This window comes from Pseudomonas pseudonitroreducens (assembly GCF_021603645.1).
Classification (GTDB): domain Bacteria; phylum Pseudomonadota; class Gammaproteobacteria; order Pseudomonadales; family Pseudomonadaceae; genus Pseudomonas; species Pseudomonas pseudonitroreducens.
The window spans coordinates 111,297-126,464 of record NZ_BQHJ01000006.1 but is presented as its reverse complement, the minus strand read 5'-3'; the positions used below and the strand labels follow the sequence as shown (position 1 = coordinate 126,464).

The window sequence follows — 15,168 nt, the reverse complement described above, 5'->3', positions numbered from 1 at the left end:
CGTTTTGCGCTGACGGCAAGGAGCCGATCATGGATGAGCCGATGAATGTCGAGCAGCTGTGCCGACGCATCGAGGCGGGCGAAGCGTTCAAGTACCTGTGCTTCTGGGGGCATCGTCCCAAGCGCTCCGTGGAAGTCGACAAGAGCTGCTTCAGCCAGTGGTTCGAGGCGGACTTCGAGATCGACGGCGTGACCTACAGCAGCGCCGAGCACTACATGATGGCCGGCAAGGCCCGGCTGTTCGGCGACGAGGCCGCGCTGGCGCGGATTCTCGCGGCACGCACGCCGGCCGAGGCGAAGTCCATCGGCCGCGAGATCCTCGGCTTCGACGACGTAGCCTGGAACGCTGGGCGCCTGGATATCGTGACCCGCGCCAACGTCGCGAAGTTCGGGCAGAACCCTGCCTTGCGCGAGTTCCTGCTGGGCACGGGCGATCGCGTGCTGGTCGAGGCCAGCCCGGTGGATGCGATCTGGGGCATTGGCCTGGCGGCCGATCATCCAGATGCGGGCAATCCGACACGCTGGCGTGGGCTGAACCTGCTTGGCTTCGCCTTGATGGGCGCGCGCGCCACACTGCGTGAGGAAGGGCGAGATGCCTGAGTTCACACCGGCGCAGCAGCAACTGCTGCGCGAGCATCGCCTGGCCTGGTTCGCCGGGCGCATCATCCACGACGCGCAGCCGCCGATCAGTGCTGCCCAGTTGGCCGAAATCGAACGACGCCTGGGCAGCTCGCTGCCGCCCGAGCTGGTCGCCCTGTGGCGCTGCGCCTTCGGTGGTCGCCTGGACTACGAGCTGTGCGTGGACTACGGCGGTCATCTGCATCCCTATTCCTTCAACGAGTTGTTCTATCCGGACAGCGACGGCTACCACGACCTGTGGGGCTGGCTGGAGCATGAACAGGAATGCGCGGCGGAAGTCGCCGACGAGAATGGCCAGCAATGGGATGGGCGCGTGGGCTTCCTGCCCATCGGCGGTTTCGAGTACCTGGAGCGGGTCTACGTTTGCGTCGAGGCGGAAGAGTTCGGTGCTGTCTACGCCTGGAGCCGCGCATTGCCGCCAGCCTGGCCGCTGCGCCTGCACGAGGATGCGCTGACCCGGGTGGCCGACGATCTAACCGGTCTGTTTGCGCTGCTGGGCTTCGATGAGGACCCGTTCGTCGAGGGCGCGGACTGCGGGCAGGAACTGCTCGAGGCACTGGATGAGCTGGCCGCCTCGGGCGCCGAGGGCGAGGCGCTGGCGCAACGGCTGCAGGATTCGCTGCGGCTGCTGCTGCGCGACTGGCGCGCGGCGCTTGAGCGGGGGCACATCGCCGGGGAAGCGGAGCTGCAGCGCCTGGCCCTGATGCACGCGGTGCGCAGCAACGATATCGCGTTGCTGGAACAGCTGCGCGACCAGGGTTGCGACCTTGGCCGGCTGTTGACCGGCGGTGGAAATGCGCCGGTGCACGCGCGGGTGATGCAGCGCGAAGCCCTGGTGCGGTGGTTTGCCGAGCAGGGCATCGCGGAGCGCCAACTGGATCAGTAGTGGTACCAGCGCAGCTCCAGCATCACTTCGCTGCGGGGGCTGGCCTCACGGCTGAACTCACGCTGGGCCGACAGGCGCAGGCCGAGGTTGCGGCCCAGCTCCACCTGCTGGCCGAAGCTCAGGGTGCGGCGTACTTCGCCGTTGTGGAAGTAGTCGCCCTTGCCTTCGAGGCTGAGATTGCCCAGCGGGTTGCTCCATAGCACGCCGGTGTCGAAGCCCATGGCCGGGGCGATGGTGGCGGCGAAGTCCTGGTTGTTCTCGATGCGCGCGGTACCCAGGGCGTAGGCCTGCAGGTCGTCGGTCAGCTTCCAGCTGCCGCCGGCGCCGCCATTGAGGTGGCCGACCAGGGTGTCGTGGTCGTTGTCGCTGTGTTTGCCGATTACCCGCTCCCAGCCGCCGGCGACCTGCCAGGACAATGGCTTGAGCAGCTCGTTGCGCGGTGTCATGGAGCGGATGGTGACCAGGTCCAGTTGTTGCAGTTGCCAGCGGTTGCCTTCGTACTGGCGCAGCTTGAGCTGGCCGATCTCGATCTGTGCGCCCAGCGGGAAGCCGTAGGCGTTGTCGTCGAGGTCGTGGTAGGCCATGCGCAGCCCGTACTGGGCAAAGGCTTCGCCGTCGCGGCTGCCGGCGCCGACCTGCCAGGTACGCGATTCATGGCCGTTCTCCGGTTGGCCGGGGCGCTCCACGTCCAGTGCCGGCGGCGGGTTCTGGTTGATCGCCTTGAGCAGGTTGTAGCTGCGCGAGGCGGTGGATTGGTCGCGCTCCTGGCCGGTGGCACGGTAGCGCACCAGGCGGAATGCGGTGTCCTGCACCAGGGCCTGGCGGTCGGCAGGCAGGGCGGCGAATTCGGGGCTCTGCAACTGGCCGTCGTCATCGGCGATGCGCCGTGCCAGCACTTTCTCGTCGTGGCTCAGCGGCTCGCCACGGGCCAGCAGCTCACGCTCGCGGGACGGCCGGTAGTCCACCCGGTCGATCAGCCCGGCGTCCTTCACCGCGCGCACCGTGTCGGTGGGGATGGCGGTGAGCGGGAAGTGGTCGGTGAGTTCGGTGCCGGGGCGGGCGATCTCCAGCAGCTCCAGCAGGCGGAAGGAGCAGTTCTCGTCGAAGAAGTAGTACTTGAAGCGGATCTGCTTCAGCTCCCAGACGTGCTCGACCATGCGCGCGGTTTCTTCCGGCGTCAGGTTCAGGCGGTATTCCCAGAGGTCGCGGTTCTCCAGGCGGCTGTATTCGGCGAGCTTCTCGCGGTAGGGCACCAGGGCGAACAGGCCGGGGTAGCCGCCCATCAGGCCCTTCCAGGCGTAGAGGATGCTGTTGTCCATGCCCTCGATGTAGGCGCCGAAGTTGAGCGCGTAGCTGAGCAGGGCGGTGTTGTCGGAGTCGACGTCGGCCTGGTCGATGCGCAGCAGGGTGTGGCCGAACATCGAGGACGGGCTGTTCAGGTAGGCGGCCGGGAACACCAGCACGGCGCTGTGCGGGTTGATGTCCTGGTACCAGGTGGTGAATTCCTTGCACTCGACCGCCGGCAGGTCGTCGAGCTGCAACTGCTGGCGCAGCCAGCGGGTGCGCGCCGGGTAGACGCACTGGGCATGTTTGTCGCCAAGGCTCGCGGGGGCGTACAGGGCTTTCACGGTGGCGGCCAGTTCGGATTGCGGATGGCGCTCTCCGTCCTTGGCGAGGAAGAACTTCGGGTCGTCGACGAAGCTGCGCCAGCCGCCGAGCTTGGCGTGTTCATAGTGACCCAGGGCCAGCCAGTAGGGTTCGTCGGCCAGTGTCTGCAGACGTTGTGGATCGATCGCCGGCGAAGCCAGCAGTGGGGTGCAGGCGCACAGCGCCATCCAGGGCAACAGGCGTTTGGGCATCGAGTGGGCTACTGGAAGGGAAAGGTGAGCCCGCCCGGAGCGGGCGGGCTCGCGTTGGCCGTCAGGCCTGTTCGGCGTACTTGGCCAGGGTGCTGTCCTGTTTCAGGACGGCCTGGGTGTTGGCGTAGACGTCCTCGGCAGTCACGTCGGACTTGTTGAAGATCTGTGCGAAGTGCTCGTGGGTGACCTGGGCGAAGTGCGCGCGATCCTCGGGCTTGACGCCCAGCACCACGGCGTAGGTGGTCAGCGCTTCGCCGTCACCCTTGGCCATGTCTTCGGACAGCTCGTCCATCATGCTGCTGAGCACGATCATCGGCTTGCCGCCGTAGGTCAGCGCGCCATTGGTGTGGCAGCCGTTGGTGCCGGTGGTCATGCCGAAGGTGTTGTTGCCGCTGGTGCCGTTGGTGGTGGCGGCCAGGACGTGGGTAGCGGTGCCGCGCTGGCCCTTGAACAGCATGTTGCCCCAGCCGCAGCCGTCGCTGCCTGGAGCATCGGCGAGGGCACTGAGGGACGCGGTGGCGAGGAGGGTACCGAGCAGAATCCTTTTCATCTTTTTTCTCTCTTTTTGAGGTCGGGGACCGTTGATCAGTCGCTGACAGCGAAACAGCGCCTGGCCAGAGCTTTTCTCCAATGCCTTGCAGGTGTCAAGGCAGCCGCTGCCGCAGCGAGTATGGCCGGACTCGACTGGAAAGGCTCGGATGACCCGCAGTTGATCGGTATCAGCGGCGGAAGGCTTGGAACCGACCACACTTGAATCAGTTCCCTTGCGAGGAAGTAGTCATGGTCGATTTCGATCCACGGCCAGCGCTGGACCAGTTGGCAGCCGAATATTCCAAACGCGCCGAGGCCATCCGCCGCGATCTGGGCCGCAGCCATTCGCCGGACTTCGCCGAACAGGCCCAGCAGCGGCAGAACGACGATGTGTTGCGCGCCCTGCTGGCCGAAGCCGAGGCTGGCATGCGCCTGGTGGGGCTGGCGCGGCTGCGTTTGGCCGACGGCACCTATGGTGAATGCGCACGCTGTGGCGAAGCCATCGAGGAGCGCCGGTTGCATGCCTTGCCGGCCGCCGAGCACTGTCTGCGCTGCGCCGATGCAGTGGACTGAAACTGTCACCAATACTGCCTTGCCAGTGGCGCGCGGGCGGCGCGAGAATGCGGACGAATCTCCGCGGCCTCGCGCCGCCCGAAGCAAGGACCTCCAATGCCCGATTCCGTTGCTGCCGGCCTGCGCCTGGCGCCCGATGAACTGACCCGCCCCTTCACCCCCGAACAGTTTCCCTTCAAGACCACCGAAGAACTGGAGCCTTTCCTGGGCGTGCTCGGACAGGAGCGTGCGGTCGAGGCGCTGCAGTTCGGCGTGGCGATGCCGCGTCCGGGGTACAACGTGTTCGTCATGGGCGAGCCGGGCACCGGCCGTTTTTCCTTCGTGCAGCGTTACCTGAAGGCCGAGGGCAAGCGCCTGCCGACGCCGGCCGACTGGGTCTACGTCAACAATTTCGATGACTCGCGCGAGCCGCGGGTGATCGAGCTGCCGCCGGGCAGCGCCGCCGAGTTCGGCACCGACATCGACCATCTGATCGACAACCTGCTCTCCACCTTCCCCTCGGTGTTCGAGAATCCGGCGTACCAGCAGAAGAAGAGCGCCATCGACCGCGCCTTCAACCAGCGCTATGACAAGGCCCTGGATACCGTCGAGCGCCTGGCGCTGGAGAAGGAAGTCGCCCTCTACCGCGACAGCGCCAACATCGCCTTCACCCCGATGAAGGACGGCAAGGCGCTGGATGAAGCCGAGTTCGCCCAACTGCCGGAAGAGGAGCGCGAGCGCTTCCACGCCGACATCGCCGACCTCGAGGAGCATCTCAACGAGGAGCTCTCCAGCCTGCCGCAATGGAAGCGCGAGTCCAGCAACCAGCTGCGTCAGCTCAATGAGGAAACCATCACCCTGGCGCTGCAGCCGCTGCTGGCGCCGCTGGTGGAGAAGTACAACAACAACTCCGGGGTCAGCGCCTACCTGCAGGCCATGCAGCTCAACCTGCTGAAGACCGTGGTCGATCAGCTGGTCGACGCCGAGCGCACCGATCCACAACGCAAGCAGAGCCTGGAGGAGCAGTACGCGCCGAACCAGGCGATTGCCCACCACGCCACCAGCGGCGCGCCGGTGGTGTTCGAATCGCACCCGACCTATGACAACCTGTTCGGCCGCATCGAGTACGCCTCCGATCAGGGCGCGCTGTACACCAGCTACCGCCAGCTGCGCCCCGGTGCGCTGCACCGTGCCAACGGCGGCTTCCTGGTACTGGAAGCGGAGAAGCTGCTCAGCGAGCCGTTCGTCTGGGACGCCCTCAAGCGTGCGCTGCAGTCGCGTCAATTGAAGATGGAATCGCCACTGGCCGAACTCGGCCGCCTGACCGCGATGAGCCTGACGCCCCAGGTGATCCCGCTGAACATCAAGGTGATCATCATCGGCTCGCGGCAGATCTACTACACGCTGCAGGACCTGGACCCGGACTTCCAGGAGATGTTCCGCGTGCTGGTGGACTTCGACGAGGACATCCCGCTCGCCGAAGACAGCCTCGAACAGTTCGCCCAGTTGCTCAAGACCCGCACCTCGGAAGAGGGACTGGCGCCGCTGACCCGCGAGGCCGTCGCGCGCCTGGCCACCTACAGCGCGCGCCTGGCCGAGCATCAGGGGCGGCTCTCGGCGCGCATCGGCGACCTGTTCCAACTGGTCAGCGAAGCGGACTTCATCCGCCAGCTTGCCGGCCAGGAAGTGACCGACCTGGGTCACATCGAGCGCGCCCTGAAGGCCAAGGAAACCCGCACCGGCCGCGTGTCGGCGCGAATCCTCGACGACATTCTCGCCGGCATCATCCTGATCGACAGCGAGGGCGCCGCCGTGGGCAAGTGCAACGGGCTGACCGTGCTGGAAGTCGGCGACTCGGCCTTCGGCATGCCGGCGCGCATTTCCGCGACGGTCTATCCCGGTGGCAGCGGCATCGTCGACATCGAGCGCGAAGTCAACCTCGGCCAGCCGATCCACTCCAAGGGTGTGATGATCCTCACCGGCTACCTCGGCAGCCGCTATGCCCAGGAATTCCCCCTGGAAATTTCCGCGAGCATCGCCCTGGAGCAGTCCTACGGATACGTGGACGGCGACAGTGCTTCGCTGGGCGAGGTCTGCACGCTGATCTCCGCCCTGTCGCGCACGCCACTGCGGCAATGCTTCGCCATCACCGGCTCGATCAACCAGTTCGGCGAGGTGCAGGCAGTCGGCGGGGTCAACGAGAAGATCGAGGGCTTCTTCCGTCTCTGCGAGGCGCGTGGCCTGACCGGCGAGCAGGGTGTGATCATCCCGCGCGCCAACGTCGCCACCCTGATGCTCGACGAGCGCGTGCTGCAGGCGGTGCGCAACGGCGAGTTCCATATCTACGCCGTGCGCCAGGCCGACGAGGCGCTGAGCCTGCTGGTCGGCGAACCGGCCGGTGCGCCGGATGCCAAGGGTCATTTCCCCAAGGGCAGCGTCAATGCCCGTGTCGTCGAGCGCCTGAAGGAAATCTCCGAACTGGGCATGGACGAGGAAGAAAAGGAAAAGCCGGCCAAGGAGCCAGCCGCAGCCAAGCCCGCCAGCAAGCCGAAGGCGCCGGTGGAAAAGGCCCCTGTGGACAAGGCTCCTGTCGACCAGGCGCCAGTGAAAAAGGAACGTGCCCGCAAGAAGAAAGACGCCGACTGAGTGCGGCCAGGGCAGGGCGCCGGTGGGGACATTCCACCGGCGCCATTTTCATGCCGTTGCCCGCAAGATGGCCGGATAAATCCGCACTTTCGCGTGTCAGAACCTGGGTGTAGTCTCAATCCCAGGACAACCGCGAGGGTGCCGCCATGCCGCGTAACCTCTGCCTTATCCGCCCCTGTCTGGGGCTGACCACGCGCATCGAGTGCGAGATCAGGCCGCTGGCCGGAGAGAATGGACTCTGGACCTTGTTGTGCGCCGCCGGCATGTCCGGTGCGCAGCCCACCGCCATCAAGGCGCAGGGCCCGTTCTGCGGGCCTTTCGTGGCCGAAGGCGTGCTCGAGGCGATCTCCGACTGCCTGGCCCAGCAGGGCTACATCGTGGCAGACGATCCCCCCATCTGGCAGTTGCACCTGCAAGGCGAACTGCGCCGCCTGAACGGCGAACGCTCGCGCCATGTCGGCAACTTCCAATTTCGCCCTGAAGGTTGAGGCTCTCAAGGCTCAGAGAGCGATTGGGCAGTCCCTGCACGATCCGCTGAAGGCCGCGGGGCGCTTGGCTGCTACGGTTTCATACCGTGGCCGCCCACCTATTTATCCACAGACATATTTATCTATAGAAAGCCGGGATAACTCGCAAAGGTCATCCGCTATACTGCGGCCGCCCTTTTCCCACGACCTCCCTGCGAGCACCATGGAACGATTCGTCGAAAACTCCCTGTACGCCGCGCGCTGGCTGCTGGCGCCGATCTACATCGGCCTGTCGCTGGCCCTGCTGGCGCTGACCATCAAATTCTTCCAGGAAATCTTCCACATCCTGCCCAGCATCTTCAGCATCGCCGAGGCGGACCTGATCCTGGTGCTGCTGTCGCTGATCGACATGGCCCTGGTCGGCGGGCTGCTGGTGATGGTGATGTTCTCCGGCTACGAAAACTTCGTGTCGCAGCTGGATATCGACGAAGGCAAGGAAAAGCTCAGCTGGCTCGGCAAGATGGACGCCAGTTCGCTGAAGAACAAGGTGGCCGCCTCCATCGTGGCGATCTCTTCGATCCATCTGCTGCGCATCTTCATGGACGCCAAGAACATCGAAGACAACAAGCTGATGTGGTACGTGATCATGCACCTGACCTTCGTCCTCTCGGCCTTTGCCATGGGCTATCTGGACAAGGCCACGCGCCACGATCACTGACGGTATTCCGCGCTATCCGCACCGCCCGGCCGTTGCAAAACGGACGGGCGGTTGCGTTTTCGGCTTGCGGTGAGCGCCTGCTGGTCAAGACTTTCCGCGGGGATCAATCCGCAGGAGGTGCAGCACATGAATCTGCAGGAACTGACCAGCCGCTCCGTCGCCGGCGACATCGACGAGATCAACCTGGTGTCGCTGGAGGGTGATATCTACGTGCTGGAGGCACGCATGGGCGCGCGCTTCTATCCAGTCCAGGACGAGGCCGGGCATGTCATCAGCGTGCGCTCCGTTGCCCATGCGCGAGAAGTGCTCCGCGCGTTGCCCAATGTTCCCTTCCATCTGGTACATGCCGTGGTGCACGACGAGATGTGCGGCATGGACGATGAGCGCGACATCGGCGCGGGCGTGACCATCCCGTTGCATTAGGTTCCGGGCGTTGGGCCCGTCCCGCTGCGCGAGGCTCGCGCGGTGGGGGCGGCGGTGCATCTGTGCTAGGCTGGCGGCCCTTTTTTGAACCCCCAGCGGAGCGCCGCCATGAGCGAACTCAACCTTTCCACCGACGAAGCCCGCGTCAGCTACGGCATTGGCCGTCAGCTGGGCGACCAGCTGCGCGAGAACCCGGTTCCGGGCATGACCCTCGACGCCATCCTGGCTGGCCTGTCCGACGCCTACGCCGGCGCCGAAAGCCGCGTTCCGGGCGAGGCTCTGTCCGCCAGCTTCCAGGTGATCCGCGAGCGCATGCAGGCTGAAGCCCAGGCCAAAGCCGAAGCTGCCGCCGCCGTTGGCCGCGAGTACCTGGTGGACAACGCCAAGCGCGAAGGCGTGACTGTCCTGCCGTCCGGCCTGCAGTACGAAGTACTGGTCAGCGGCGAAGGTGCCAAGCCGTCCCGCGAAGACACCGTGCGTACCCACTACCACGGCACCCTGGTCGACGGCACCGTCTTCGACAGCTCCTACGAGCGCGGCCAGCCGGCAGAATTCCCGGTGGGTGGTGTAATCGCCGGTTGGGTCGAGGCCCTGCAACTGATGAACGCTGGCAGCAAATGGCGTCTGCACGTGCCGAGCGAGCTGGCCTACGGCGGCCAGGCCGTCGGCAGCATCCCGCCGCACAGTGTGCTGGTGTTCGATGTCGAGCTGCTGGAAATCCTCTGATTCCCGAGGGTTCACTGCGGAGCGCCATCCCTGGCCGCTCCGCAGGAAAAGGGGCGCTTCGGCGCCCCTTTATGCATCCGCCTCCCGGGCGGCGGAGCACCGGCGGCGCGTCCTGCGCCGCCGCAATCTTCACGCTGCCCCCGCTTTTTGTAGGACCGAGGGGGCGCCCAGCCATTGCTCGCGAACCTCTCGGCACCGCTGCAAGGGTTGTTTGCAGCCGTGGTTGTGGTCGACTAGCGCAGTGCGCGGGCGTAACAGAACAGGAACAGGTTGCGCACCAACTCCTTGAGTACCAGTGGCTCGCTGGTGCTCAGTTCGGACAGCTCCAGGCCACCCTGTTCACGCAGTTCATCCAGGGCTTCTTCTTCGAGTACCGCGCAGACTTCCCCGGTGTCCCGATGCAGGATGCGCAGGTAGGGATGTGGGCGATCCAGCCAGGCGTCGATCATGTAGGTCATGGCGTGTTCCTCCGTGCAGACCGTTTAATGAGAATAATTCTTATTATCTCAATAGCAAGCCTGAATTGGAAAAATTTTCACGCAGGCGACGACCTGTTGTTCCCGGTCAACGGCGAGGCAATAAAAAGCCCGCCGCGGCGAACCGGGGCGGGCTCTGGCGAAGCGGCGGATCAGTGCGTGCGGGCGACCGAGAACTCGGCCAGTTCGATCAGCGCGGCGCGGTATTCGTTGTCCGGCAGTGCCTTGAGGTGCTCGATGGCGCGGGCGGCATAGTCACGAGCCAGGTTGGCGGTGTAGTCCAGGGCGCCGGCAGCCTCGACGGCGGCGCGGATGCCTTCCAGGTCCTGGCTGCCGCCCTGCTGGATGGCCTTGCGCACCAGCGCGGCCTGTTCCGGGGTGCCGTCGCGCATGGTGGCGATCAGCGGCAGGGTAGGCTTGCCTTCGGCGAGGTCATCGCCGACGTTCTTGCCCAGGCTGGCGGCGTCGCCGCGGTAGTCGAGCAGGTCGTCCACCAGCTGGAAGGCGATGCCCAGGGCGTCGCCGAACAGGCGCAGCGCCTCGGCCTGCTCGGCTGGCGCTTCGGCCAGCGCAGCGGCACTGTGGGTGGACGCTTCGAAGAGCATCGCAGTCTTGCCGCGGATGACTTCCATGTAGGTTTCTTCGGTAGTGCTGGCGTCGCGAACCTTGGACAGCTGCAGTACTTCGCCCTCGGCGATCACGCGGGTGGCCTGGGAAATGATGCGCATGACCGGCATGGAGCCCAGCTCGACCATCATTTCGAAGGAGCGCGCATAAAGGAAGTCGCCCACCAGCACGCTCGGTGCGTTGCCCCATTGGGCATTGGCAGTGGCGCGGCCGCGGCGCAGGCCGGAAGCGTCGACCACGTCGTCGTGCAGCAGGGTGGAGGTGTGCAGGAATTCGATGGTGGCGGCCAGCAACTTCAGGTCATCGCCCGAATAGCCCAGGGCCTTGCCCGAGAGGAGCACCAGCAGCGGGCGAAGGCGCTTGCCGCCGGCGGAGATGATGTAGTCGCCGATCTTTTCCACCAGGGGAACGCGGGAAGTGAGTTGGCGACGGATGATGCCGTCGACGGCGGTGAAGTCGTCCGCCACCACGCGATAGAAAGCCTGGGGTTGCATTAAAGACAGCGCTCCTCGTAGATTGCGCGGCATGCTAGGTGGCGGGGGGAAGGCCTGTCAAGGCAAGGCCCCATGGGGCTTGATCCGCACCGAGTGTTTGCGTAGAATCGCGGCCCCGAACTTCCCTGGCATATCCTGCCTTACGCAATTGCACGGGCGTCCTTTCCGGCCCCATGCAGCCATGCCGACCGATTCCTCTTTCTATAAAGCGTCGGGTGAGCAGGTCTAACGGAGACATCCAGATGTACGCAGTAATTGTTACTGGTGGCAAGCAATACAAAGTCACCGAAGGCGAATTCCTCAAGGTCGAGAAACTCGACGTCGCCACCGGCGAAGCGATCAACCTGGATCGCATCCTGCTGGTCGCCAACGGCGATGACGTCAAGATCGGCCTGCCGGTGGTAGAAGGCGCGAAAGTGACCGCAGAAGTGGTTTCCCACGGTCGTCACGACAAAGTGCGCATCATCAAGTTCCGCCGCCGCAAGCACCACATGAAGCGTCAGGGCCACCGCCAGTGGTTCACTGAAATCAAGATCACCGGCATCCAGGCCTAATTCCTCTTCAGGAGAATTGACTCATGGCACACAAAAAAGCTGGCGGTAGTACCCGCAACGGCCGCGACTCAGAAAGCAAACGCCTTGGCGTGAAGCTGTTCGGTAGCCAGGCTGTGAAAGCAGGCAACATCATCGTGCGTCAGCGCGGTACCCAGTTCCACGCTGGCTACGGCGTTGGCATGGGCAAGGATCACACCCTGTTCGCTAAAGTCGACGGCGTGATCAAGTTCGAAGTGAAAGGCGCCTTTGGCCGTCGCTATGTAAGCGTCGTCGCTGCCTAAGCGAGCTCTCACTGAAAAAGCCCTGTCTCGCGACGGGGCTTTTTTGTTTCTGGCGTTTCCAGGCGAGGTGCTGTCGGTTCGGGCGTTTGCGCGGACTTGGCTGTATCCTATGCTCCTTTTCTTATTTTCAACCCGCCGGCTCGGCGGGAGGCGTTCGCAATGAAATTCGTCGACGAAGTATCCATCCACGTGAAAGCCGGTGACGGCGGCAACGGCCTCATGAGCTTCCGCCGCGAGAAGTTCATCGAGAAAGGCGGTCCCAACGGCGGTGACGGTGGCGACGGCGGCTCGGTGTATCTCGAGGCCGACGAGAACCTGAATACCCTGGTGGACTACCGCTACACCCGTCGTTTCGACGCCCAGCGCGGCGAGAACGGCGGCAGCAAGGACTGCACGGGCGCCAAGGGCGACGATCTCGTCCTGCCCGTGCCGGTCGGTACCACCATCATCGATGCCAATACCCAGGAGATCATCGGCGACCTGACCGTTGCCGGTCAGCGCATCATGGTTGCCCAGGGTGGTTGGCACGGCCTGGGCAATACTCGCTTCAAGTCCAGCACCAATCGCGCGCCGCGCCAGACCACTCCAGGTAAGCCTGGCGATGCGCGTGATCTCAAGCTGGAGCTGAAAGTGCTGGCGGACGTCGGTCTGCTCGGCCTGCCCAACGCCGGCAAGAGCACCTTCATCCGTGCGGTGTCTGCCGCCAAGCCGAAGGTCGCCGATTATCCCTTCACCACCCTGGTGCCGAACCTGGGCGTGGTCAGTGTTGGTCGCTTCAAGAGCTTCGTGGTCGCCGATATTCCTGGCCTGATCGAGGGTGCTGCCGAAGGTGCCGGCCTGGGTATCCGCTTCCTCAAGCACCTGGCGCGTACCCGCCTGCTGCTGCACATCGTCGACATGGCGCCGCTGGACGAAAGTGACCCGGCCGATGCTGCGGAAACCATCGTCCACGAGCTGGAAAAATTCAGCCCGGCGCTGACCGAGCGTGATCGCTGGCTGGTGCTGAACAAGATGGACCAGATCCTCGAGCCCGAGGAGCAGGAGCGTCGCAAGCAGGCTGTGGTCGAGCGCCTCGGTTGGGAGGGGCCGGTCTACGTGATTTCTGCTCTGGAGCGCGAAGGCACCGAGAAGCTGAGCCAGGACATCATGAAATACCTCGACGAACGCACTCTGCGGATCGAGGAAGAGCCGGCCTATGGCGAAGCCCTGGCGGCCCTGGATCAGCGCATCGAAGACGAGGCTCGCGCCCGTCTGCAGGCTCTGGACGACGCCCGTGCACTGCGTCGCTCTGGTCTGAAGAATGTCGACGATGTGGATGACGATGATTTCGAGGATGACGAAGACGACGGCGATGGGCCGGAAATCTTCTACGTGCCTTGATCGGAGCTGCGCCCGCCGGTCCGGATGAAACGTGTGAAGCCTGACTTCTAGAGCCTGTTCAAAGTCTCGCCGAGCGCAGCTCAGGCAAGGCAAAAGCAGGTGAAAAAGCGCAGTTTACGAGTGGTAAATGAGCATTTTGAGCCTGCTTTTAACGCAGCATGGGCAAGCGCAGGCAGACATTGGACAGGTTCTAAGGTTGAGGGTATGCGTGAGAAGGTAACTGGCGCCAAGCGCTGGGTAGTCAAGATTGGCAGTGCGTTGCTGACCGCCGATGGTCGCGGTCTGGATCGCGACGCCATGGCGGTCTGGGTCGAGCAGATGGTCGCGCTGCATTGCGCGGGCGTCGAGCTGGTGCTGGTGTCTTCCGGTGCTGTGGCGGCGGGCATGAGTCGCCTGGGTTGGGTTGCTCGACCTAGTGACATGCACGAGCTGCAGGCGGCCGCCGCGGTGGGGCAGATGGGTCTGGTGCAGGCCTGGGAGTCGAGCTTCGGCGTGCACGGCTTGCAGACCGCTCAGGTGCTGCTGACCCATGATGACCTGTCCGATCGCAAGCGCTACCTGAACGGGCGCAACACCTTGCGCACGCTGGTGGATCTGGGTGTGATTCCGGTGATCAACGAGAACGACACCGTGGTCACCGACGAGATCCGCTTCGGCGACAACGACACCCTGGCGGCGCTGGTGGCCAACCTAGTCGAGGCTGACCTGCTGGTGATCCTCACGGATCGCGATGGCATGTTCGATGCCGATCCGCGCAATAACCCCGATGCCCAGCTGATCTTCGAGGCTCGTGCCGATGATGCGGCGCTGGATGCCGTGGCTGGCGGTACGGGCGGTGCGCTGGGGCGTGGCGGTATGCAGACCAAGCTGCGCGCGGCCCGTCTCGCGGCGCGTTCCGGTGCGCATACGGTCATCGTTGGTGGTCGTATCGAGCGCGTGCTGGATCGCCTGCGTGTGGGTGAGCGTCTCGGTACGCTGCTGACTCCCGAGCAGAGTCGCAAGGCCGCGCGCAAGCAGTGGCTGGCCGGCCACCTGCAGATGCGCGGCACCCTGGTGCTCGACGATGGTGCGGTGAAGGCGCTGTCGCAGGATCACAAAAGCCTGCTGCCGGTCGGTGTGAAGGCTGTGCAGGGCAGTTTCCGGCGCGGTGAGATGGTGGTTTGCGTGGATCAGCAGGGGCGCGAGATCGCCCGTGGGCTGGCCAACTACAGTGCGCTCGAGGCGCAAAAGATCATCGGCCAGCCGACCGACGCGATCGAAGGTCTGTTGGGTTATGTCGATGGTCCGGAGCTGGTGCACCGCGACAACCTGGTTCTGGTCTGAGGAGCGTTCGCATGCGCAAGGGATTGATCGCTGCACTGCTGTTGCTGCCGGCATTGGCCCGCGCCGATGTGGTCGGTGAGGTGTCCACTGTTTTCAAATGGGTCGGGCCTAACGACAAGATCGTCGTTGAGGCTTTCGATGATCCCAAGGTGGAGGGTGTCAGTTGCTACCTGTCGCGAGCCAAGACTGGCGGTGTGAAGGGTGGTCTGGGACTGGCGGAAGATCGTGCCGAGGCATCGATCTCCTGTCGCCAGGTGGGGCCGATCCGCTTTGCAGGTGAGCTCAAGGACGGCGAGGTGGTGTTCCAGCAGCGTACCTCTCTGGTGTTCAAGACCATGCAGGTGGTGCGTTTCTTCGACAAGAAGCGCAATGCGCTGGTCTATCTGGTCTACAGCGACCGGGTGATCGAGGGCAGTCCGCAGAATGCGGTGACGGCGATCCCGATCATGCCGTGGCCTGAGAAGTAAGAAAGAAAAGGGCGGGTTGACCGCCCTTTCTTTTTGCCTGCAGAAAAACAGCCCTGTGGATAAGTGTCCGGCAGGCAAATCGCAGGCAATAAAAAACCGGCCCTGGGGCCGGTTTTTCAA

At 64.4% G+C, this 15,168-nt stretch carries 17 protein-coding genes; 13 read left to right on the top strand and 4 right to left on the bottom strand.

The annotated features are described in order from the left end of the window. The first annotated feature begins 29 nt into the window (after positions 1–29). Positions 30–599: an NADAR family protein gene (locus L6D89_RS15970; protein WP_236200435.1), complete on the top strand. Its 570-nt coding sequence runs from the start codon at positions 30–32 to the stop codon at positions 597–599. Next, the gene (locus L6D89_RS15965) at positions 592–1,524 is read left to right on the top strand and encodes an SMI1/KNR4 family protein (protein ID WP_236200434.1); all 933 of its coding nucleotides are present in this window, start codon (positions 592–594) and stop codon (positions 1,522–1,524) included. The genes L6D89_RS15970 and L6D89_RS15965 overlap by 8 nt, the downstream gene beginning before the upstream one ends. Here L6D89_RS15965 and L6D89_RS15960 read toward each other — a convergent pair. Together L6D89_RS15960 and L6D89_RS15955 are read right to left on the bottom strand one after the other, a co-directional pair. Continuing rightward, positions 1,518–3,383: an Lnb N-terminal periplasmic domain-containing protein gene (locus tag L6D89_RS15960; RefSeq protein ID WP_236200433.1), complete on the bottom strand. Its 1,866-nt coding sequence runs from the start codon at positions 3,381–3,383 to the stop codon at positions 1,518–1,520. The genes L6D89_RS15965 and L6D89_RS15960 overlap by 7 nt on opposite strands. 61 nt (positions 3,384–3,444) lie before the next feature. Beyond that, positions 3,445–3,933, bottom strand: coding sequence for a DUF3015 domain-containing protein (locus L6D89_RS15955; protein ID WP_038803701.1), 489 nt, complete (start codon positions 3,931–3,933; stop codon positions 3,445–3,447). Between the two features lie 230 nt (positions 3,934–4,163). Here L6D89_RS15955 and L6D89_RS15950 point away from each other — a divergent pair, with 230 nt between their 5' ends. The 6 genes from L6D89_RS15950 (at position 4,164) to L6D89_RS15925 (ending at position 9,446) form a co-directional block, all read left to right on the top strand. Continuing rightward, the gene (locus L6D89_RS15950) at positions 4,164–4,487 is read left to right on the top strand and encodes a TraR/DksA family transcriptional regulator (RefSeq protein WP_236200432.1); all 324 of its coding nucleotides are present in this window, start codon (positions 4,164–4,166) and stop codon (positions 4,485–4,487) included. Between the two features lie 96 nt (positions 4,488–4,583). Then, positions 4,584–7,112 carry a Lon protease family protein gene (locus tag L6D89_RS15945; RefSeq protein ID WP_236200431.1) on the top strand — a complete coding sequence of 843 codons (2,529 nt, stop codon included), beginning with the start codon at positions 4,584–4,586 and terminating at the stop codon, positions 7,110–7,112. Between the two features lie 146 nt (positions 7,113–7,258). Beyond that, complete coding sequence (locus L6D89_RS15940; RefSeq protein ID WP_024763074.1) at positions 7,259–7,600, top strand: PA4575 family protein; 342 nt, start codon at positions 7,259–7,261, stop codon at positions 7,598–7,600. 202 nt (positions 7,601–7,802) lie between these two features. Next, the gene (locus L6D89_RS15935; protein WP_017521628.1) at positions 7,803–8,297 is read left to right on the top strand and encodes a TIGR00645 family protein; all 495 of its coding nucleotides are present in this window, start codon (positions 7,803–7,805) and stop codon (positions 8,295–8,297) included. 126 nt (positions 8,298–8,423) lie between these two features. After that, positions 8,424–8,720 (top strand): DUF6482 family protein, encoded by a 297-nt coding sequence (locus L6D89_RS15930; RefSeq protein WP_037014909.1) that lies wholly within the window; start codon positions 8,424–8,426, stop codon positions 8,718–8,720. Between the two features lie 108 nt (positions 8,721–8,828). Next, positions 8,829–9,446: a BamJ family beta-barrel-assembly machinery protein gene (locus L6D89_RS15925; protein WP_236200430.1), complete on the top strand. Its 618-nt coding sequence runs from the start codon at positions 8,829–8,831 to the stop codon at positions 9,444–9,446. Between the two features lie 233 nt (positions 9,447–9,679). Here the strand turns inward: L6D89_RS15925 and L6D89_RS15920 are convergent, their stop codons facing one another. Both L6D89_RS15920 and L6D89_RS15915 read right to left on the bottom strand, forming a co-directional pair. After that, a complete protein-coding gene (locus L6D89_RS15920; protein ID WP_024763077.1) occupies positions 9,680–9,904 on the bottom strand; it encodes a PA4570 family protein in 225 nt (74 codons plus the stop codon). Between the two features lie 170 nt (positions 9,905–10,074). After that, entirely contained in the window at positions 10,075–11,043 is a 969-nt protein-coding gene (locus tag L6D89_RS15915) for a polyprenyl synthetase family protein (RefSeq protein ID WP_236200429.1), read from the bottom strand. Positions 11,044–11,285: 242 nt separating this feature from the next. Between L6D89_RS15915 and rplU the strand changes: the two genes are divergently transcribed. The 5 genes from rplU (at position 11,286) to L6D89_RS15890 (ending at position 15,048) form a co-directional block, all read left to right on the top strand. Next, entirely contained in the window at positions 11,286–11,597 is a 312-nt protein-coding gene (gene rplU, locus L6D89_RS15910) for a 50S ribosomal protein L21 (protein ID WP_015475683.1), read from the top strand. Positions 11,598–11,620: 23 nt separating this feature from the next. Continuing rightward, a complete protein-coding gene (rpmA, locus tag L6D89_RS15905; RefSeq protein WP_017521622.1) occupies positions 11,621–11,878 on the top strand; it encodes a 50S ribosomal protein L27 in 258 nt (85 codons plus the stop codon). A 159-nt stretch (positions 11,879–12,037) separates the two neighbouring features. Next, a complete protein-coding gene (cgtA, locus tag L6D89_RS15900; protein ID WP_024763079.1) occupies positions 12,038–13,258 on the top strand; it encodes an Obg family GTPase CgtA in 1,221 nt (406 codons plus the stop codon). A gap of 204 nt (positions 13,259–13,462) precedes the next feature. Next, a complete protein-coding gene (gene proB / locus L6D89_RS15895) occupies positions 13,463–14,581 on the top strand; it encodes a glutamate 5-kinase (RefSeq protein WP_226045985.1) in 1,119 nt (372 codons plus the stop codon). An 11-nt stretch (positions 14,582–14,592) separates the two neighbouring features. Continuing rightward, positions 14,593–15,048 (top strand): CreA family protein, encoded by a 456-nt coding sequence (locus tag L6D89_RS15890; protein ID WP_226045986.1) that lies wholly within the window; start codon positions 14,593–14,595, stop codon positions 15,046–15,048. The last annotated feature ends 120 nt before the right edge of the window (positions 15,049–15,168 follow it).